Origin of the sequence: Arenibacter sp. F20364, from assembly GCF_023015905.1 — a bacterium.
In the GTDB taxonomy this organism is placed as follows: domain Bacteria; phylum Bacteroidota; class Bacteroidia; order Flavobacteriales; family Flavobacteriaceae; genus Arenibacter.
In genome coordinates this window covers 143,356-162,837 of record NZ_JALKBD010000001.1, presented here as the reverse complement: position 1 = coordinate 162,837, position 19,482 = coordinate 143,356, and the positions used below count along the sequence as shown (strand labels likewise).

Below are 19,482 nucleotides of genomic sequence, written 5' to 3'. Positions count from 1 at the left end.
TTAGTATTTTATTTATCAACAATTGAATTACCTTTGCAATAGCAGGTCGCCTTATCGCTCCCCGCGTTCCGTGGGGGGAGGAAAGTCCGGACACCATAGTGCAGTATAGCGGGTAACGCCCGTCCATTGAAAGATGAGGACAAGTGCAACAGAAAGTATGTACAGGTTATGCTGTAGTGAAACCAGGTAAACTCTATACGGTGCAACGTCATGTAAATCAGTGTTTGAGGGCTGCACGCTCGAGCTGAAGGGTAGGCGGTTAGAGCCTTTGGGCAACCATTGGCCTAGATAAATGATAGGGAGGCCCTGAAATATTTCAAGGCTAACAGAATCCGGCTTATGACCTGCTTTTTTTTAATGAGACAGCATTTGCGCAGCAAATGCGTAGTCGAATTAATGCCGCCGTAGGCGGTATAATATCATTTTAATGCTGTCCCGAGAGAATAATTTGAAGTTAATGCCGCCATAGGCGGTATACTGTCCACTTAACTCCGCCACAGCTGGTATTTCCGTTATAGGATATATTGCCTAAGCTCCATTTGTTACTTTCGCTATAATGATTCTTTGTTGAGGTTTATTTGGCTCTTAATCTAGCTTAAGAAAGTTATTGGGCTCTTTTGGTACATAACCTTATTTGTCCTCTGTCCATTCGAAAAAACTAAAAACACTGCCCCCATATCTTCGCTGATTGGTGAAATGTTCCAAATGGGATAGATCGGTATGCTTGGAGTGTTCAATAATTAAAATACCATTTTCCAGTAGTAGCTGTTTTTCAAATACAATTTTGGGAATGGCCGCGAACTCCTCAGGAGACAGATCATAGGGCGGATCGGCAAATATAATATGGGCTTTTATAGGGTTGGTTTCCAAGTATTGAAAAACATCTTTCTTGATGGCCACTATGGGGAAGTCCAAGTCGGTGGAGGTAGCCGTAATAAATTTAACACATCCAAAGTCCGCATCAACGGCCGTAATGTTTTCAGAGCCCCTAGACGCAAATTCGTAACTAATGTTTCCCGTACCGGCAAAGAGATCCAATACGCTTACCTCGTTAAAGTAGTATTGATTGTTGAGTATGTTAAAGAGTGCCTCTTTTGCCATATCGGTTGTGGGCCGAACTGGAAGTTTTTTGGGTGCAGTTAGTCTTAGGCCTTTATTTTTACCAGATATAATACGCATTAAAGAGTGTTTAATAATGTAAAATCTATAGTTTCCTTTTCCGACCCCCCAAAATGATAAAATGAAGTATTGGAGGGAATAAAAATGGAAATGTCCCTTATAAATTGGTGGCAGATATTATATAATTCATCACCTTCTTCAATAGATCCAAAAAGTTTGAGTTTAGTGGTTTCTGTATCCAATTTTAATTGTTCCCAGGTAAATAATAGATAGTACATAAAATCCTCCTTGGAGGCAAAGCTGAAGTTGTTGTATAGAATCAACTTTTTGTTGGAAATTACAGTAATATCCATATGTCCTTCCATGAGGTGGACATAACAAATTGGCTCATTTAGGTTGCCATGGTGGTTTGTCAAGGTCTGGATCAAGATTGTGCCATGGTGCATAAATTCAAATTCACCAAAAAGGTCGTATATGTAATTGTTTATATTCATAAAGGGAACATAAACATTTACCATGTCCAGACTTTTCAATTCATCATATTCCAAGTGGTCGTTAGCTAGGATCTTGGCATTGAATTTTAGGTAATTGGCCAGTTCATCTTTGTTGAACAGCGCCAGTGGGACTATGCTGAATAGATTGTTCCTGTGTATTACAACGACTTCTGAAAATTTTACGTCCCTAATTCTATTTTTTTCAAAAAGCTGCTTTATTTCCTTTTGAACGGCATATGGGGTAAGTTCATTTTCAAAAACCAGTCTTTCGGAAGCAAGAATTGTATTGGAAAGTGTATCCAGAACACAAAAAGAAAGTCCATTCAAGCTAACTTGAATGGACAATTTATGATATTCCGATTTAGAATTTTCTAAAATGCTATTGGTCGTTTCGTTTGTCATATATAGATGGCCAATTTCCACTGGTGCTTACCTCGGTCAAAGATCCAACTCTAATTATGTTTCCATTTACCTCGTCAACATTAATTTGTGCATTTTCCCTAGCCAACAAAGTCTTGGGTTGGTCATGCAATACTACATCCTTACTCACCTTTGCTTCAAAAACTGGAGCTTTATATCCGCTTTTTTCAATGATGCTCGCCTTCATTTCAAATTTTTCGCCACTAGGTGCATAAGGAACATTCATCATGGTCTTATAGCGATCGTCTTTTTTGAATAAGGAATCCTTAACGGAAACAGTACCAAGTGTATCTATTATTTTAACTTCTTTCAACATATCGATACCAAAATTCTTATCGTATTCCAAATAAGAAGAATCTCTCTGTTGGGTAATGGTGTATTTACCGGTATCTACAAAACTTACCAAGGCGTTAAAATCCTTTGCATATCTGCCATTTACAGTTTTATAGGCTTCCTGGGAATTTCTGATGTCCTTTAAGTTGGATATTACTTTAGCAAAACGTTCTTGCTTAACTTTTTTGAATTCGATCGGGCCGTTCACAGAATTATATATCATATACCCCAACACGATAGATGCGATCCAAAGGACAATTTGTAAAATGGTCTTCATTTTGTAAGTCTTATTTTATTTAGTGGTTGTCACAAATCTACAATTTTTTTTTAATGGTAAAAGTATTTGACCTTAAAAATACTGATTATCTTTGAGGACCTATGACTTCTATAACGGACGCTACTTTTTTTAAACTACTGAAAGATAAATTTCCACATGACCCAACTGCCAAGCAGTCAGTGGCTTTGCAGAAACTCTCTAGCTTTGTTTTGTCCAAGGAAAAGGATAGTGTTTTTATGTTAAAGGGGTTTGCGGGTACCGGAAAAACCACCATAGTAGGTACTATTGTAACCAATCTATGGAAGACCACAATGAAAGCCGTTTTAATGGCTCCTACGGGTAGGGCGGCAAAGGTAATGTCCAATTACTCGGGAACTCAGGCTTTTACGATTCACAGAAAGATTTATTTTCCCAAAAAGCAGAGTGGAGGCGGGGTACAGTTTGTGTTATCGCCCAATAAGCATAGAAATACCATTTTTATTGTTGATGAGGCTTCAATGATTCCGGATACTCCCGCAGATTCAAAATTGTTTGAAAACGGGTCGCTCTTGGACGATTTGTTGATGTATGTGTATTCGGGACATAATTGTAAATTGATACTCATCGGTGATACTGCCCAGCTTCCTCCCGTACATTTAAATATCAGTCCGGCCTTGGACGAAAATCAAATATCCTTAAATTATAATAAGGAGGTAATAAAGTTGGAGTTGGATGAGGTAGTGAGGCAAGCCGAAGATTCCGGAATATTGGTAAATGCAACCAACTTAAGGGAGCAGCTGCAAGGCGAATTCTTTGATGAGTTTAAGTTTTTGGTCAGTCGATATACCGATATAGTGCGTTTGATGGACGGCAATGATATTCAGGAAGCTATAGATGATTCGTATTCGCAAAATGGCAAGGAGGAAACGGCTTTTATAGTGCGTTCCAATAAAAGGGCCAATCTATACAATGAGAATATTAGAAATAGAATACTATATCTGGAAAACGAATTGGCCGTAGGGGATTATATGATGGTAGTGAAAAACAATTATTTTTGGTTAAAGCCTACTTCAGAAGCTGGTTTTATTGCCAATGGTGATATTATTGAAGTACTGGAGATATTTGCCATAAAAGAGCTGTACGGCTTTAAATTTGCCGAGGTGAAGGTAAAAATGGTGGATTACCCCAACCAAAAGCCTTTCGAAACTGTGCTTCTTTTGGATACCATTATGGCAGAGACCCCGTCCTTGTCCTATGACGATGGTAACCGTCTTTATCAGGAAGTTTTGAAGGACTATGCCGATGAGAAATCCAAATATAAAAAGTTTTTGGGAGTAAAGAACAATAAATTTTTTAATGCTCTTCAAGTTAAATTCTCTTACGCTATTACCTGTCATAAATCCCAAGGGGGACAATGGAATACCGTATTCGTAGAACAACCTTATTTGCGGAACGGAATTGATAAGGAATATCTTCGCTGGCTTTATACAGCTGTTACCAGGGCAAAACACAAATTGTACCTCATAGGCTTTAAGGATGATTTTTTTGTTGATTAGGAATAGTCTAATTTCGCATTAAAGTTTGCGGATATGACTTTTGAGACCATTTTGAGCATATTTTTAGGCATAGGGCTTGCGGCATCCGTAGGTTTTAGAATCTTTTTACCATTGTTTGCTTTAAGTTTGGCTGCTTATTTAAACCTATGGGAATTGAATGAGAAATGGGAATGGATTGGGAGTTTGGCCGCATTAATAACTTTTGGAGTGGCAACTATTGTGGAAATTTTCGCCTACTTCATTCCTTGGTTGGACAATTTATTGGATAGTTTTGCTGTGCCTATGGCTGCTTTGGCGGGAACTGCGGTCATGGTTTCAACGGCTTCCAACTTAGATCCGGTAATCACATGGACCTTGGCAATAATCGCAGGAGGGGGAACTGCCACTGTCATAAAAGGAGCTTCTGCAACTGGTAGATTGGCTTCTACCGCTACCACTGCTGGAGTGGCCAATCCTGTTATTGGTCTTGTGGAAACGGCAACTGCTGCCGTAGTAACTGCGGCATCTATTTTTGCTCCGATGCTGGCTGCTTTTTTAGTCCTTATCATATTGCTTGTCTTATTTAGGTTCTTTAGAAAAATTAAACCGAAAACATAATTCAAATTAATCTCAAATAATTTTCATTTGAAATGGGCATGTTCAATACTTGTCGCAAAATCAATAAATATATGCGTATTACACTCGCCTGAATGGCTTAGTCGGGCAGTTATGACCATTAAAAAACAATAAATATCTACATATGAAAATCATTGCAATGATACCGGCTCGTTACGCCGCCTCTAGATTTCCAGGTAAGCTTATGCAGGACCTGCAAGGGAAACCGGTAATACAAAGAACTTATGAAGCAGCAGTAAACACCGGTCTGTTTCAAGAAGTATATGTAGTTACAGACAGTACCACTATATATGATACCATTACCAAGGTGGGTGGAAAAGCTATAATGAGTATAAAGGAACATGAATGTGGCAGCGACCGTATTGCCGAGGCAGTGGAGTCCATGGATGTAGATATCATCGTAAATGTCCAGGGAGATGAACCATTTACTGACCGGGAGAGCCTGGCCAGTGTAATCGAAGTTTTTAAGGATGACGTTAAAAAAGAAATAGATTTAGCTTCCTTAATGACTAGAATTACCGATTGGGTAGAGATCAATGACCCCAATACAGTTAAGGTAATTGTGGATAATCAGAATTTTGCCCTTTATTTTTCCAGGGCCCCAATACCATATCCCAGATCAAGGGAGTTGGACATACCTTATTTTAAGCACAAAGGAATCTATGCCTTTAGGAAAAGTGCTTTGATGGATTTTCAGAGACTGCCCATGCTTATATTGGAAGCTACGGAAAAGATAGAAGCCATTCGCTATCTGGAATATGGCAAGAAAATAAAGATGGTAGAAACTAGTGTTACCGGTATAGAAATAGACACGCCGGAAGATTTGGAAAAAGCAAAGAAAGTATGGAAATAGATTTTGGCAATATCAAAGTGGTTGGTTTTGATGCCGATGATACCCTTTGGGTAAATGAAACGTATTTTAGGAATGCGGAGGAAAAATTTGCCAGTCTTTTGGATAGTTATGAAACCAAGAATCAAATAGATCAGGAGCTGTTTAAAACCGAGATCAAGAACCTTGAACTATACGGTTATGGTATTAAAGGCTTTATGCTGTCCATGATAGAATCTGCCCTGGATCTTTCCAATAATAGGATTTCTCAGGCAACTATTACGGAGATTTTGAATCTAGGGAAAGAAATGCTGTCGCACCCAGTGGAATTGTTGGATGGTGTGGAGCAGGTATTGGAAGCCTTAAAAGATAAATATCGTTTAATAGTATTGACCAAAGGGGATTTGTTGGATCAAGAACGGAAATTGGATAAATCCGGCCTGTCCAAATATTTTCATCATGTAGAAGTTCTAAGCGATAAAAAGGAAGAAAATTATAAGAATTTATTGGAGCATTTGGAAATTCCTGTGGAGGAATTTTTAATGATTGGAAATTCTTTAAAATCGGACGTATTACCTATATTGAATATTGGAGCAAAAGCTGTTCATATTCCCTTTCATACTACTTGGCAACATGAAGAGGTAAAGCCGGAGGAGCACAACAACGATCACCTTACCTTAGGCACCCTCTCCGATATTTTAAAGTTTCTTAAATAAGTTTATGGACATAAAGAGTAAAAATATCAACACAATTACAAGCCCTGAATTGAAGACGAATTACAAGAACTTTCCTATGGTGCCTCGCGTTATATTTGGAGCGGGTTGTTTTGGACAGTTGGGGGAGATTCTGTTGCCAAAACGAATTAATTCCGAGGCGCCATTTATTTTTTTGGTAGATGATGTATTCGAAGGTAGTGGGCTAATTTCCAGAATACCGTTAATTTTTAACGATCAAATAATATTCATTTCGGCGGACGAGGAACCTAAAACGGACCAAGTAGATGCCTTGGTCCAGAAAATAAAAAACGATTATGACAATCTGCCTTCTGGAATTATCGGTATTGGAGGTGGCACCTTGTTGGATTTGGCTAAAGCCTTGGCCATAATGTTGACCAATAAAGGCAATGCGTTTCAATATCAAGGTTGGGATTTGGTAAAAAAACCATCCATTTATCATGTTGGTATACCCACCATAAGCGGTACCGGTGCGGAAGTGTCCAGGACAACGGTATTATTGGGACCGGAGAAAAAATTGGGAATAAATTCCGATTTTACCACTTTTGACCAAGTGCTCTTGGATCCGGATTTAACCAAAGGGGTTTCAAAAGAGCAATGGTTCTATACTGGTATGGATTGTTTTATACATTGTATAGAATCTCTCAACGGTACTTTTTTGAACGCTTTTAGCCAGAGCTATGGTGAAAAGGCACTGGAATTATGTAAAGAGGTGTATTTGGATGATCTGCAAGAGGATGATGCTAGAAATAAATTAATGATGGCTTCCTGGCATGGGGGAATGAGCATAGCCTACTCCCAGGTTGGGGTTGCGCATGCCATGAGCTATGGTCTGTCCTATTTATTGGGTGTTAGACATGGAATAGGAAACTGTTTGGTGTTCCAGCATTTGAAGGAGTTTTATCCTGAAGGAGTAGAATTATTTAGTGAAATGAAGGTAAAACACAACATCCGGTTGCCAAAAGGTATCTGTGGTGAGCTGACCAATGATGATTTTGAAATTATGATAAATGTGGCCCTTAGCCTTGTGCCCTTATGGGAAAATGCTTTGGGAAAGGAATGGCGCACTATTATAACCCCTGAAAAATTAAAATCGATCTATCAAAAAATATGATGTATCGTAGATTATGATTCTTTATGTTCCAACTTATGCTGGGTTTTGTAGCAAATGCAAACAAGGCAGATTGTGGTAATTAGGGATATCTGGATCAAATACGAAAGGCACTTAACATTTTAAATAGTTAATGGTTTATGCAGACCCTTGCCAAGTTTATATATTTTAAAATTTTAGGTTGGAAATTGGTGGGATCCTTTCCAAAGCTGGATAAATGTGTTGTTATAGTGGTACCACATACCAGTTGGGTCGATTTCTTTTTGGGACTTTTGATTAGGAGGGTTTTAAACGAGGATATCCATTTTATAGGCAAGAAGGCACTTTTTAAACCGCCATTTGGTTGGTATTTTCGCTGGATGGGCGGTGCTCCTATCGATAGAAGTAAAAATATGGATACCGTGAGTGCTACGGCCAAAATATTCAATCAAAATAAAAAATTCAGATTGGCGCTTTCCCCGGAAGGAACAAGAAAAAAGGTTTCGGAATGGAAAACGGGTTTCTACTATATTGCCAAAGCGGCCAAGGTTCCCATTGTAATGGTGGCGTTCGACTTTGGAAAAAAGCAGATCAAAATTTCCAAGCCTCAATATCCTACGGATGACAAAGAGGAAGATTTTGCAACTTATAAGGCATTCTTTAAAGGAGTGGTGGGCAAGGTGCCGGAAAATAGTTTTTGAAATTCGCTATTATGCACCCCCAATGGACAGAACTACCGCTCTCTCGGAATTCTGTGTTTTCAATGGAAATAGTTCATACTTAACATGGATTTTTAGTTATAGTATATTCTAATTTTTTAAATATTTAAAGAGCTATAATTAAATCGACAGTTATGCCACCATGGGCAATGGATTTGATTCCTTCATAAATGTAATCAAACAGCCCAATAAGAGCTGTACACAACATTTTCAGGTACTTATACATCTTTGGTGCTTTAATAAATCCTTTTTTGGGCGTGGAATACTAATTTTGATCTTAATACGTTATGAAGGAACAAGGTTTAGGCCTGGTTATATTGAGGAATAACGTTGATTTAAATAGCATTTATAGTATTAATTCCATTGAGAATGAAAAGAAATCAAACAATAGCCTTTTTAATTGCCGTCTTCTGTTTTTTTACCTCCATTGCACAAGTTGAGGTAATGGTCAATAGTCTTGGTGACGATAATGTTAAGGGTACTTTACGTTGGGCCATAAATGCGGCCAATGCTGATGGGGAAATCAATAAAATAAGTTTTGTGGAAGGATTGGAGGGCACTCTTAGCTTGTCTGCAGATCTGCCTCACATTAATAGTAATCTGACCATTGCTGGACCTGGGGCGAAGCACATCACCATCTCTGGGGAAGGGAATTATCGTATGTTCGTGATTAATAAAGGATTTAACTTGGATATCTCCGGACTAACCTTAACCGATTCTGCAGATAATTATAATGATGGAACTATTTTTGCCGTTACGGGTTCTGCAGTAAAGGCTTCAGAAATTAAGGTTACCGGCGTTTCCAATCAAACAGCATTTTGGTCCAAAGGAGATAATTCATCCATAACTATTTCCAATTCCGTTTTTGAAAATAATTCTGCCACCTTGTTTAGGAGCTATTGGGGTTCTACTCCCAATTTTACTTCGGATAATGAAAATGACTATACCAATAGAATTACCATTACCGGATCGTCATTTATTTCCAATAGGGGCTTGATTTTTTCAACGGAGCATTATGTGAAAATAGATAATTGCATCTTTAGCGGGAATTATGATCAAATAGCCAGTTTTAAGGGGGTAAACCGCTACCAGATATTAAACTCTAAATTCGTTAACAATACCGGTAGGTTGTTGTTTACGTTTTCAAGTAAGATTGGCGATACCCCATCCTGGGGCGAGGATACACTTGGGACCAACAATACCCTTTTTGATGGGAATCTTTTTCAGGGAAATACAGGAACTATTATTAATACAGGTGGAGGTTTTAAACATGATTCCAAAACTACCATTACCAATAATATCTTTGTAAACAATGGAAATAATTGGTACGGTAATCCTATTGTAACCTCAGGAAACCAACAGAATAATTTTATAACCTCGGTTACCCCAACGGAAGATGAGGGAACCATTGTTCTTACGTTGAACAAATCACTCATTATCGGGTCTGAAGACGAGCTGCACTAAAACTGGATTCTGCAGAATTTTTCACCTGATTTTATTATTTCAAAAAAATTAAAGAGGCCCAATTACAGGCCTCTTTCTAATTATTGTAAGGTGATTATTATTCCTGCATGGTATGATATACGTTCTGTACATCATCATCCTCTTCAATTTTTTCTAGAAGTTTTTCCACATCGGCTGCTTCTTCCTCGGTTAGGGCTTTAGTAACCTGAGGAATACGCTCGAAACCAGAGGAGAGAATCTCAATCTCCCTGTTTTCCAATTCTTTCTGAATGGCCCCAAAACTTTCAAAGGGAGCATAGATCAAAATACCATCCTCATCGGCAAAAACTTCTTCCGCCCCAAAATCGATCATTTCTAATTCCAATTCCTCTGGATCTATGCCTTCGGCAGGAATCCTAAAGTTACAGGTATGGTCGAACATAAACTCAACAGAACCGGAAGTTCCAAGGCTTCCGTTACATTTGTTGAAATAACTTCTAACATTGGCCACGGTCCTAGTATTATTGTCTGTAGCTGTTTCCACTAAAATGGCAATTCCATGAGGTGCGTATCCCTCAAAAAGAACTTCCTTAAAGTCGCCCAAGCTTTTGTCCGAGGCTCTTTTAATAGCTCTTTCCACATTGTCTTTGGGCATGTTTACCGCCTTGGCATTTTGGATAACGGCCCTTAATCGCGCATTGGAGCTAGGGTCTGGCCCTCCCTCTTTTACCGCCATAACAATGTCCTTGCCTATTCTGGTAAAGGCCTTTGACATCGCGGACCACCTTTTCATTTTACGTGCTTTTCTAAACTCAAAAGCTCTTCCCATTTCTTAGTTTTATTAGAATAATATGAAACAAATTTAATAATTTTTACAGCTGACGCAAGAGTTAAGTCTACTAGCTTACAATAATTTCCTCAATACTGTGCGCCAACTTAAAATCCTTTTCGGTAACTCCCTCCGCATCATGGGTAGATAGCCTTATATTAAGTGAATTGTACACATTGCTCCAATCCGGGTGATGATTTTGGGATTCACATTCAAAGGCAATTCTGGTCATTACCGAGAAGGCATCCTTGAAATTTTTAAATTCAAATGTAGTTTCAATGGCACCATCCACATAATCCCATCCGTCCAGTTCCGCCAATCGTTTTTCTATTGCTTCCTCTGATAGTGTTTTCATAATTTCAATTTTTTCAATTTTACTGTTGTTCCCCGACCTTGCCCATAAGGCAGGCGCAATTGTTGATATTTCTGGTTCTTATTATCCAATAGGCTCGTAAATCCATGATTTTACCATTGCATAACAAGTTTTGCACTACCGTTGAACTACTAAAATTCTGTTTAGATCTACTTCAATAGTTGTAGTCGTATAAAGTTAGTTAAAACACTACAATTGAAAGGGGCTTATTCAGTAAATATGTGATGGTCTATTATCTCCTGATAATTAAATATTAAATTCTTCGGCAGGCGGTTGGTTTTTGGAAGCACCGCCAGATAACGGTCTTCATTGGTGGTAAATACACGTTTGTAAATAGGCTGGTAGTTGCCCAAACGGCTTACGATTTCCTTTATAAAATCTTCATGGTGTATTAGGTCTACACTTCCCAAATGAAAAGTTCCAGTCTTATTATGGTTTATTAGGTAATGTATTTGTTGCGTCAGTTTATCGTCATTGGTAACGTTTATAATCAAATTGGGGAAAACTTCAATAGGTTCATTATTGGTCAGGGCATGCTTCAATTCTTTAATTCTTGGGGAATTGATGCCAAAAACCATGGGTACTCTAAGAATGGCCATTTTAGAAACGGGTATCCTCAGAAGCATATTTTCTATTTTGATTTTCAGTCGGCCATAAATGCTTTCGGACAAAGTCTTGTCATTTTCATAGGAAGGGTATTTGCTATAGGCATCAAAAACATTGGCCGAGGATATAAAATACAATTTGCAATCCCTGTTTTGGATGTATTCCACCATATGCTGATGGGCCATTACCTGTGCTTGGAAATTGCCCCTTAGGGCAGAAATTATTAAATCGGGTTTTACTTTATTCAAAATATCATGAACGTCATCCTCCTCCAGATCATAATGGAAGAACTGTTGATTGTTCTCAAAGCTCCTTCTTGCGGAGTAATAAGTACCATAGGTGTCAAAATAGGAATGTAATTCCTTGTAAATGGCATTACCTATAAAACCGCTTGCTCCTAAAATGAGTATTTTGTTCATTCTATCACCTCCTTTTGCAAAACTCAATCGCTACATCTGTTAGACCTTATAAAAAGGGAGTTTAACAATGGTAGCAGGAACTGCATTTTTCCTAATTTGAATATAGATTTTACCGCCAATTTGGGATGCTGCCGTGGGCACATATCCCAGACCAATACCTTTCCCCATGGAAGGCGACATGGTGCCCGAGGTTACAATCCCTATTTTATTTCCTGTTGCATCAACAATATCGTAATCGTGCCTTGGAATCCCCTTCTCATCCAGCTCAAAGGCTACCAGTTTTTTGGTAACACCTTCTTCTTTTTGTTTGGCTAAGGCTTCGCTATTTACAAAATCCTTGCTGAACTTGGTAATCCATCCTAAGCCTGCTTCCAGTGGCGAAGTAGAATCATTGATGTCATTACCGTACAAACAGTAGCCCATTTCCAAACGCAAGGTATCCCTGGCAGCAAGTCCAATAGGTTTTATGTTGTATTTGGCACCGGCTTCAAAAACCTTGTCCCAAATCTGTTGTACTTCTTCATTCTTGCAATATATTTCAAAACCTCCAGAACCTGTATAACCTGTGGCTGAGATTATTACATGTTCTATACCCCCAAAATCCGCTACTTCAAAGGAATAGAACTTTATAGCGTTTAAGTCTATTGAGGTCAACGGCTGCATGGCTTCCACGGCTTTGGGGCCCTGAATGGCAAGAAGGGAATACCCGTCGGATATATTGCGCAGATCTGCACCAAAATCCTTATTGTATTTACTAAGGTGTTCCCAGTCTTTATCAATATTTGAGGCGTTTACAACCAAAAGATATTGCTCTTCTTTAATTTTATAGACTATTAGGTCGTCCACAATACCACCTGTTTCGTTAGGTAAACAACTGTATTGTGCCTTGCCAATGGTTAATTTGGAAGCATCATTGGAAGTTACTTTTTGTATGAGGTCCAATGCATTGGGACCTCCTACCAAGAACTCGCCCATATGGGATACATCAAAGACGCCCACGCCTTTGCGGACCGTTTCATGTTCTATATTAACTCCTTCATAGGAAACAGGCATATTATATCCTGCAAAAGGTACCATTTTGGCACCCAATGCCTCATGGGTTTTTGTCAATGCGGTGTTTTTCATTTGAATAATTTGAGGCGTAAAAATATCGAAAATTAATCGAAGGGAGAATCTATATACTTTTTGTTTTGCACAAATTATTGTTAATTAGGATCTGCAATTTGATATTTCGCAATATGCTGGGTCCTTCATCGCAAAAATGAATCTAATCGTATTTTTTTGTCCCATTAGGGGTCGGCGGGTTTAGTTTTTCCCATTTTCCTGCTAATTCTTAGATGGTCAATTGATGTGGTATTATTATTGCTTATTTTTGAGCATTAATTTATGATGACCATGAGGAATTTAATTGTGATTTCTTTATTTCTTTTTTTAACGTCTTGGTTTCAGGCCCAAGAAGTTCCCAACGATTTTTTAAGTGCGGATTTTCATAAGGGAAGGCGTCAGGAAGTGCGTAAGGCAATGCCTCCAAATAGTGTTGCGGTATTTTTTGCTGCAGCTGTAAGGAATAGGGCAAACGACGTGGATTATATATACCATCAAGATCCGGATTTTTATTATTTAACCGGGTATAAAGAGCCCAATGCCCTTTTGCTTATATTTTCTGAAATGCAAAAGGATAAAGCCGGGAACAATTATGATGAGGTGCTCTATGCCCAGAAAAGGGATGAGAAGGCCGAACAATGGAACGGAAAACGGTTTGGAGTAGAGGGTGTTAAAGGGCAATTGGGGTTTGAACGAGCCTTTAATGCGGAAGAATTTTTAAGCTCGGATATTGATTTTTCCAAGTTTGAAAATGTACTGTTTTTCGATTTCAAAAATGATTTTAGGGATACCAATGACCCCGCTGATATATTTGATTTGATAAGGTCATTTAAGGAGAAGTCCAATTATCCGTCAGATTACGATGCCACTAAACAACAGCTTTATAGCATGATCAAGGCAACCGAAGTGGAAAACAGTGTCAACGTGGCCCAGACCCTGGGGAGGTATTTAAATTATTATCAGGAACTAAAATCGGATAAATTACTGGTAGATTTTGTGGAAGCCGAAGATGATAGATCCCGAATAGAAATTAAAGAAAAGGTAGCCCTTCAATTGAAATCCAATAACCTTAACAGTGCGAAGCTGGAAGAGATTATGAATACATTAAGGGAAGTTAAGACCCAGGAAGAATTGGTACTTCTTAAGAAGGCCGTGGAGATTTCCGCAGTTGGCCAAATAGAGGTTATGAAGGCAATGCATCCAAACATGTCCGAAATGGAAATTCAAGGGGTACATGAATTTGTTTATAAAAAGTACGGTGCCGAATATGAGGGCTATCCTTCAATAGTGGGTGGAGGCAATAACGGTTGTATTCTGCATTATATTGAGAATAATAAACCTAAGGTTGGGAATGATCTGGTTTTGATGGATTTAGGAGCTGAATATCATGGTTATACTGCCGATGTAACCCGGACCATTCCGGCGACCGGAAAATTTTCAAAGGAACAAAAACAGATTTACGATATTGTATACAATGCCCAAGAGGCGGGAATAAAAGCCAGTGTGGTAGGGGCGTCTTTTCAGGCTCCTGGGCAGGCCGCTAGTAAGGTTGTAGCTGAAGGGTTGATGAAGCTGGGTATCATTGGGAGCCCTATGGAGGCCAGAAAATATTTTCCGCACGGCACATCCCATTATTTAGGCCTCGATGTTCATGATAAAGGTACTTATGAGGCCTTTAAGGAAAACACCGTTATTACTGTAGAGCCTGGAATTTATATTCCAGAAGGGAGTAATTGCGATAGAAAATGGTGGGGGATAGCGGTAAGGATCGAAGACGATATTCTTATCGCCAAAAATGGACCTGTTAATTTATCGGAGATGGCTCCTAGGACAACCGTAGACATAGAGGCGGTGATGAAGCAATCCAGCCCACTGGACAATTTTAATTTGCCATCATTGGACTAATAGGGATAAGGATAACTAGGAAAGTTCTAGGAGTGCCTTTTTCATAGCCGATTTCAAAAATCCACCTGAAATTATTTGTTCCCTGACTTCCGCTACATTTTTAACCATTATTTGGTATTCTTCGATGGGCAGGTTCTTTAATTTGCCGTCCAACTCCTCCAAGGAAGAGATGCATATACCCAACTGGCGTTCTTTAATGACCGTGGCAATAGCAGCCCTGTCCCATATAATGATAGGGAGACCGCAGAGCAAATAAAGTGATGTTTTATGGGGATTGTTATATAAGAGGTATTGTCCAAAATGACCGCCACATTCGTCAATGGAATTACCGTTCCATACCAGGCCAAAGGAACCTCTTATGTGTTTTGCAACTTCATCCGGAGAAAACATGCCTTCAAAACTTATGATGGAATTGGCGGGATCTACATCGTCTTTAATAAAACCGCTACCGTAAAGTTTTAAATGAAAGCTATTGTTCTTTAAGGCGTCCAACTTATAGATAAATGCACTTTTTTCCATGCCCAAACCGCCAGCGAAAACTACATCGAATAAACCATTTTTAGATGGTTCTGGGGCAGTATAGTTATTATTGTTGTCCAAATAATCGAACATGTACAGTGGTATCAATTTGGCAGTGGCCCCATGTTCCTCAAACCATTTTTTCATGATATCGTTATGAACAATGATTACATCGGCACAAGAGAATTTTTTCATTTCCCTTGCAATATCCCTGCTTTTACCCATGAGGTATTTAACATCATGAATGATCAATACGATTTTACATTTTTTTATTCCAGCTACGGTAGTAATGTATTTGTAATATTTGCTAAGAGGGTATTGTATAGCCAAGGTGGAATTTTTTGGTAAACGAATAACTCCTTTTGTAATACCAAAAAAACTTACTACAGCACCCACCGCCGAACTGGCAAAAGTAGTTTGTTTAAAGCCCAAATTTTGGAAACCTATGGTGTACAAGATCCGCTCACAATCTGTTTTCGGCTTGGAGGCCGCACTGTTGGTTGCTTTGTAATTTCGGGAGATATAATATAAATTGGCCATTTTGGGTCGGTTCATTAAGCACTGCAAATATAACCATGTTATGGCAAAGCGAATTTTTTTTTTTGATTTCAATTCATAAACGTTGGAATATACAGTAGTTTTACTTCTTTACTAATTGCGCACGCTCTAATAAACCTAAAATGAAATACGATTATCTGATTGTGGGAGCCGGACTTTTTGGTGCTGTTTTTGCTCATGAAGCCAAAAAGAAGGGGAAAAAGTGTTTGATAATCGATAAGCGTCCACATCTTGGGGGCAATGTTTATTGTGAGGAGGTGGAAGGCATTAATGTACATAAGTACGGGGCCCATATTTTTCATACCAACGACAAAGCAATTTGGGATTATGTCAATGGATTTGTAGAATTCAATAGATACACCAATTCACCGGTAGCCGTCTACAAGGACGAGCTTTATAACTTGCCGTTTAACATGAATACCTTTCATCAGTTGTGGAAGGTAAAGTCGCCAGAGGAAGCCAAGTCGGTAATTGCAGAACAAGTAAGGGAAGTAGGGGTCAAAAATCCAAAGAATTTGGAAGAACAGGCACTCTCGCTGGTTGGTAAGGATATCTATGAAAAATTGATCAAAGGATATACCGAGAAGCAATGGGGCCGGAAGGCCACCGAACTACCGGCTTTTATCATAAAAAGGTTGCCTTTGCGATTTACGTTCGACAATAATTATTTTAATGATAAATACCAAGGAATTCCTGTTGGGGGTTACAATAAGTTGGTCAATGGCTTATTGGACGGTATTGAAACTCGTTTGGAGGTCGATTTCTTTAAGGGGAAATCCGAATTAATGGCAACGGCAGATCAGGTGGTGTTCACAGGAAAGATTGATGAATTTTATGATTATCGCTATGGTAAACTGGAATATCGGAGTCTGGATTTTCAGCATGAAACTTTGGATATGGAAAATTATCAGGGCAACGCAGTTGTAAATTATACCGATTCAGAAATTCCGTATACCCGAATATTAGAACATAAGCATTTTGAATTTGGCACACAGAATAAGACCGTCATCACCAAAGAATACCCTACGGAATGGTCTGGTAATAAAGAGCCTTATTATCCGATCAATGATTTAAGGAACAATGAAATATACTCCAAGTATAAGGCATTGTCCGAGGCGGACAATATTATTTTTGGAGGAAGGCTGGCCGAATATAAGTATTACGATATGCATCAGGTAATAGCCTCGGCATTGGCCAAGTGCAAAAAAATCTTCAACTGAGCTAAAGCTATTTATTTACCCAATAGATACCCTTTTAGCTCGTCATATTGAGAGATTTTGATCGCCTTTTTCTTTTTGTTCATTACTTTTACAATGCTATCCGGTAATTCGATGTTCTCACGAATAGTGTCTTCCACTACATCCAAAAACTTTACAGGGTGTGCTGTTTCCAGGAATATGCCATAGATATCCGGATGGGTTTCCTGATACTTCTTTAAGCCCAAATAACCAACAGCACCATGTGGGTCTGCCACATAAGTAAATTCGTTGTACAATTCCAGCATGGCTTCTTTGGTCTCACTATCCGTAAAGGAATAGGAAGAAAGGTTTTTGGATAATTCCTCAAAATTATCCTTGTACAAATGCCTTATCCTGATAAAATTACTTGGGTCGCCCACATCCATGGCATTGGAAATGGTAGCAATGGAAGGCTTTGGCTCATACGCCATGGTTTTCATATAACGGGGGACTACGTCATTGACATTTGTTGAAGCAATAAAATGATTGCAGGGCATTCCCAGTCTTTGTGCCATAATCCCTGCACATATATTCCCAAAATTGCCACTAGGTACGGAAAATACAATTTCCTTGCCCTTGGACTTCATCTCTTTATAGGCGAATAGGAAATAAAACATTTGGGGGAGCCATCTGGCTACATTAATACTATTGGCAGAGGTCAATTGCATGTTCTGGATCAATTCTTCGTCCAGGAAAGCTGTTTTTACCATATTTTGGCAGTCATCAAAAGTGCCTTCCACTTCCAATGCAGTAATATTTTTGCCCAATGTGGTCAACTGTTTCTCTTGAATATCGCTAACCTTTCCGCTAGGATATAGAATTACAACCTTAACCCCGTCCACCCCAAGGAATCCATTCGCCACTGCACCTCCCGTATCCCCGGAAGTGGCTACCAATACCGTTACATCCTTAGTGTTTTCAGTCGAAAAATGACCTAGGCATCTGGCCATGAATCTTGCCCCGACATCCTTAAAGGCTAGGGTAGGACCATGAAAAAGTTCCAAAGCGCCTACTGTGTCCCCAATTTCCACAAGGGGAAAACCAAAATCCAAAACATCGGCAAGGATTTCTTTTAAAGTGGCTTCGGGGATATCCTCGCCCACAAATTGTTTTATGGCCAAAAAAGCAATTTCATGATTGGAGTAATCTTCTATTTTGTCAAATAGATCTTTTGGTAGCGCCTCGATTGTTTCAGGAAAATATAACCCGCGATCTGGGGCTATTCCTTTTATAACGGCATCTTTGAAAGACACATTTGGAGCTTGTTTGTTTAGGCTATAAAAGTTCATTTTTATCAGTATTGGAATGAGTTGTAATGATTGGGTTAAATCTTAAATTCCCAGAGATGAATAATACATCAATTTTCTATTATTTTAATCCCTTGGGTATTTATTTTGGAAACGTGTACGTCATAATCGACCCCAATTTTTTCGTAAACATTTCTCATGGCTTCGGCTACTCTTACAGCGTTCTCATTGCCCTTGCTTAGGGCAAAGATTGAAGGGCCCGAACCTGAAATTCCACAGCCTAGGGCACCTGCGGCTATAGCGTCTTCCTTCACCTTATCGAATCCGGGAATAAGAATGGATCTAATGGGCTCTACGATATGGTCTACCAAAGACCTACTAATTAGGTCGTAGTCATTGGTATATAGCCCGGCTATGAGTCCGCCTACATTCCCCCATTGCTTTATGCCGTCTTCTAGGGAAATGGAGGTTTTTAGGATTCGTCTGGAGTCGGAAGTCTTTACTTCTATTTGTGGGTGTATCACCGTTGCAAATAATTCTGGTGGAGTCGGAATTTTTACTATGTCCAAGGGTTGGTAACTGCGCACCAAGGTAAAGCCGCCAAATAGGGCCGGGGCAACATTGTCAGCATGGGCAACACCACTGGCCAAACGTTCTCCCTCCATGGCAAATTTCACCAACTCCAAATTGCTGAAGGGACTATCTAAAAGTTGGTTCATGGCCCACACCGCTCCTGTAGAACTGGCGGCGCTACTTCCTATACCGCTACCTGCTTTAATTTTCTTGTAAATCTCGATCTCAAAACCACCCACATGATCACTTTCCGCCAACAGTGCCAATCCAGCAACCCCGGCAACATTTTGTAGGGTTTCCGTGGGTAGGTCCTGTCCTGTAAGCTTGGTGATCTTTATTCCTTTTTGATTGGTTTTCCTTATCACCATTTCATCGCCTACAGAATCCAAAGCAAGTCCCAAGACATCAAAGCCACAGGAAACATTGGCTATGGTAGCCGGACAGAAAATTTTAATTTCACTAGTTTTCATTTGTAATCAATAAAAATTCACACTTTAGGAGCT

19 protein-coding genes and 1 other RNA gene are annotated in these 19,482 nt (G+C 39.2%); 10 read left to right on the top strand and 10 right to left on the bottom strand.

Annotated features, from left to right (window positions below):
- Positions 1 to 38: 38 nt before the first annotated feature.
- An RNA gene (rnpB, locus tag MWU84_RS00680) (RNase P RNA component class A) lies at positions 39 to 355 on the top strand.
- 275 nt (positions 356 to 630) lie between these two features.
- Here the strand turns inward: rnpB and MWU84_RS00675 are convergent.
- Genes MWU84_RS00675 through MWU84_RS00665 form a run of 3 tightly spaced genes read right to left on the bottom strand, consistent with a single transcriptional unit; the run spans position 631 to position 2,643 of the window.
- Positions 631 to 1,179, bottom strand: a complete 549-nt coding sequence (locus MWU84_RS00675) for an RsmD family RNA methyltransferase (RefSeq protein WP_246896672.1) — start codon at positions 1,177 to 1,179, stop codon at positions 631 to 633.
- A complete protein-coding gene (locus MWU84_RS00670; RefSeq protein ID WP_246896670.1) occupies positions 1,179 to 2,015 on the bottom strand; it encodes a DUF3822 family protein in 837 nt (278 codons plus the stop codon). Before MWU84_RS00670 ends, MWU84_RS00675 begins: the two co-directional genes overlap by 1 nt.
- Positions 1,993 to 2,643 (bottom strand): hypothetical protein, encoded by a 651-nt coding sequence (locus tag MWU84_RS00665; RefSeq protein ID WP_246896667.1) that lies wholly within the window; start codon positions 2,641 to 2,643, stop codon positions 1,993 to 1,995. Before MWU84_RS00665 ends, MWU84_RS00670 begins: the two co-directional genes overlap by 23 nt.
- Positions 2,644 to 2,744: 101 nt before the next feature.
- Here MWU84_RS00665 and MWU84_RS00660 point away from each other — a divergent pair, with 101 nt between their 5' ends.
- From MWU84_RS00660 to MWU84_RS00630, 7 genes are all read left to right on the top strand, one after another.
- Positions 2,745 to 4,178, top strand: a complete 1,434-nt coding sequence (locus MWU84_RS00660; RefSeq protein ID WP_246896665.1) for an ATP-binding domain-containing protein — start codon at positions 2,745 to 2,747, stop codon at positions 4,176 to 4,178.
- A gap of 33 nt (positions 4,179 to 4,211) precedes the next feature.
- A complete protein-coding gene (locus MWU84_RS00655; protein WP_246896663.1) occupies positions 4,212 to 4,775 on the top strand; it encodes a DUF4126 domain-containing protein in 564 nt (187 codons plus the stop codon).
- Positions 4,776 to 4,917: 142 nt separating this feature from the next.
- Positions 4,918 to 5,646 carry a 3-deoxy-manno-octulosonate cytidylyltransferase gene (kdsB, locus tag MWU84_RS00650; protein ID WP_246896655.1) on the top strand — a complete coding sequence of 243 codons (729 nt, stop codon included), beginning with the start codon at positions 4,918 to 4,920 and terminating at the stop codon, positions 5,644 to 5,646.
- On the top strand, positions 5,637 to 6,338 hold the full coding sequence (locus MWU84_RS00645; RefSeq protein ID WP_031442984.1) for an HAD family hydrolase: 702 nt from the start codon (positions 5,637 to 5,639) through the stop codon (positions 6,336 to 6,338). Before kdsB ends, MWU84_RS00645 begins: the two co-directional genes overlap by 10 nt.
- A 4-nt stretch (positions 6,339 to 6,342) precedes the next feature.
- Positions 6,343 to 7,470: an iron-containing alcohol dehydrogenase family protein gene (locus tag MWU84_RS00640; RefSeq protein ID WP_246896645.1), complete on the top strand. Its 1,128-nt coding sequence runs from the start codon at positions 6,343 to 6,345 to the stop codon at positions 7,468 to 7,470.
- 137 nt (positions 7,471 to 7,607) lie between these two features.
- On the top strand, positions 7,608 to 8,147 hold the full coding sequence (locus MWU84_RS00635) for a 1-acyl-sn-glycerol-3-phosphate acyltransferase (RefSeq protein WP_246896631.1): 540 nt from the start codon (positions 7,608 to 7,610) through the stop codon (positions 8,145 to 8,147).
- Between the two features lie 387 nt (positions 8,148 to 8,534).
- On the top strand, positions 8,535 to 9,629 hold the full coding sequence (locus MWU84_RS00630; RefSeq protein ID WP_246896589.1) for a hypothetical protein: 1,095 nt from the start codon (positions 8,535 to 8,537) through the stop codon (positions 9,627 to 9,629).
- 97 nt (positions 9,630 to 9,726) lie between these two features.
- On the opposite strand, the gene MWU84_RS00625 is transcribed toward MWU84_RS00630, so the two are convergent.
- The 4 genes from MWU84_RS00625 to gcvT all read right to left on the bottom strand — a co-directional run bounded on the left by MWU84_RS00625 (position 9,727) and on the right by gcvT (position 12,960).
- On the bottom strand, positions 9,727 to 10,437 hold the full coding sequence (locus MWU84_RS00625) for a YebC/PmpR family DNA-binding transcriptional regulator (protein WP_246896587.1): 711 nt from the start codon (positions 10,435 to 10,437) through the stop codon (positions 9,727 to 9,729).
- 70 nt (positions 10,438 to 10,507) lie between these two features.
- Positions 10,508 to 10,792, bottom strand: a complete 285-nt coding sequence (locus tag MWU84_RS00620; RefSeq protein ID WP_246896585.1) for a 4a-hydroxytetrahydrobiopterin dehydratase — start codon at positions 10,790 to 10,792, stop codon at positions 10,508 to 10,510.
- 224 nt (positions 10,793 to 11,016) lie between these two features.
- Positions 11,017 to 11,835, bottom strand: a complete 819-nt coding sequence (locus tag MWU84_RS00615) for a sugar nucleotide-binding protein (protein WP_246896583.1) — start codon at positions 11,833 to 11,835, stop codon at positions 11,017 to 11,019.
- Between the two features lie 39 nt (positions 11,836 to 11,874).
- Positions 11,875 to 12,960 carry a glycine cleavage system aminomethyltransferase GcvT gene (gcvT, locus tag MWU84_RS00610; protein WP_246896581.1) on the bottom strand — a complete coding sequence of 362 codons (1,086 nt, stop codon included), beginning with the start codon at positions 12,958 to 12,960 and terminating at the stop codon, positions 11,875 to 11,877.
- 264 nt (positions 12,961 to 13,224) lie between these two features.
- Between gcvT and MWU84_RS00605 the strand changes: the two genes are divergently transcribed.
- The gene (locus MWU84_RS00605) at positions 13,225 to 14,844 is read left to right on the top strand and encodes an aminopeptidase P family protein (protein ID WP_246897419.1); all 1,620 of its coding nucleotides are present in this window, start codon (positions 13,225 to 13,227) and stop codon (positions 14,842 to 14,844) included.
- 15 nt (positions 14,845 to 14,859) lie between these two features.
- Here MWU84_RS00605 and MWU84_RS00600 read toward each other — a convergent pair whose 3' ends face one another.
- On the bottom strand, positions 14,860 to 15,903 hold the full coding sequence (locus MWU84_RS00600; protein ID WP_246896573.1) for a beta-1,6-galactofuranosyltransferase: 1,044 nt from the start codon (positions 15,901 to 15,903) through the stop codon (positions 14,860 to 14,862).
- A 140-nt stretch (positions 15,904 to 16,043) separates the two neighbouring features.
- On the opposite strand from MWU84_RS00600, the gene glf reads away from it, so the two are divergent.
- Positions 16,044 to 17,141: a UDP-galactopyranose mutase gene (gene glf, locus MWU84_RS00595; protein WP_246896571.1), complete on the top strand. Its 1,098-nt coding sequence runs from the start codon at positions 16,044 to 16,046 to the stop codon at positions 17,139 to 17,141.
- A gap of 11 nt (positions 17,142 to 17,152) precedes the next feature.
- Here glf and thrC read toward each other — a convergent pair whose 3' ends face one another.
- Positions 17,153 to 18,448, bottom strand: a complete 1,296-nt coding sequence (thrC, locus tag MWU84_RS00590) for a threonine synthase (RefSeq protein WP_246896524.1) — start codon at positions 18,446 to 18,448, stop codon at positions 17,153 to 17,155.
- Between the two features lie 68 nt (positions 18,449 to 18,516).
- A complete protein-coding gene (locus tag MWU84_RS00585; RefSeq protein WP_246896504.1) occupies positions 18,517 to 19,449 on the bottom strand; it encodes a homoserine kinase in 933 nt (310 codons plus the stop codon).
- Positions 19,450 to 19,482: the final 33 nt, after the last annotated feature.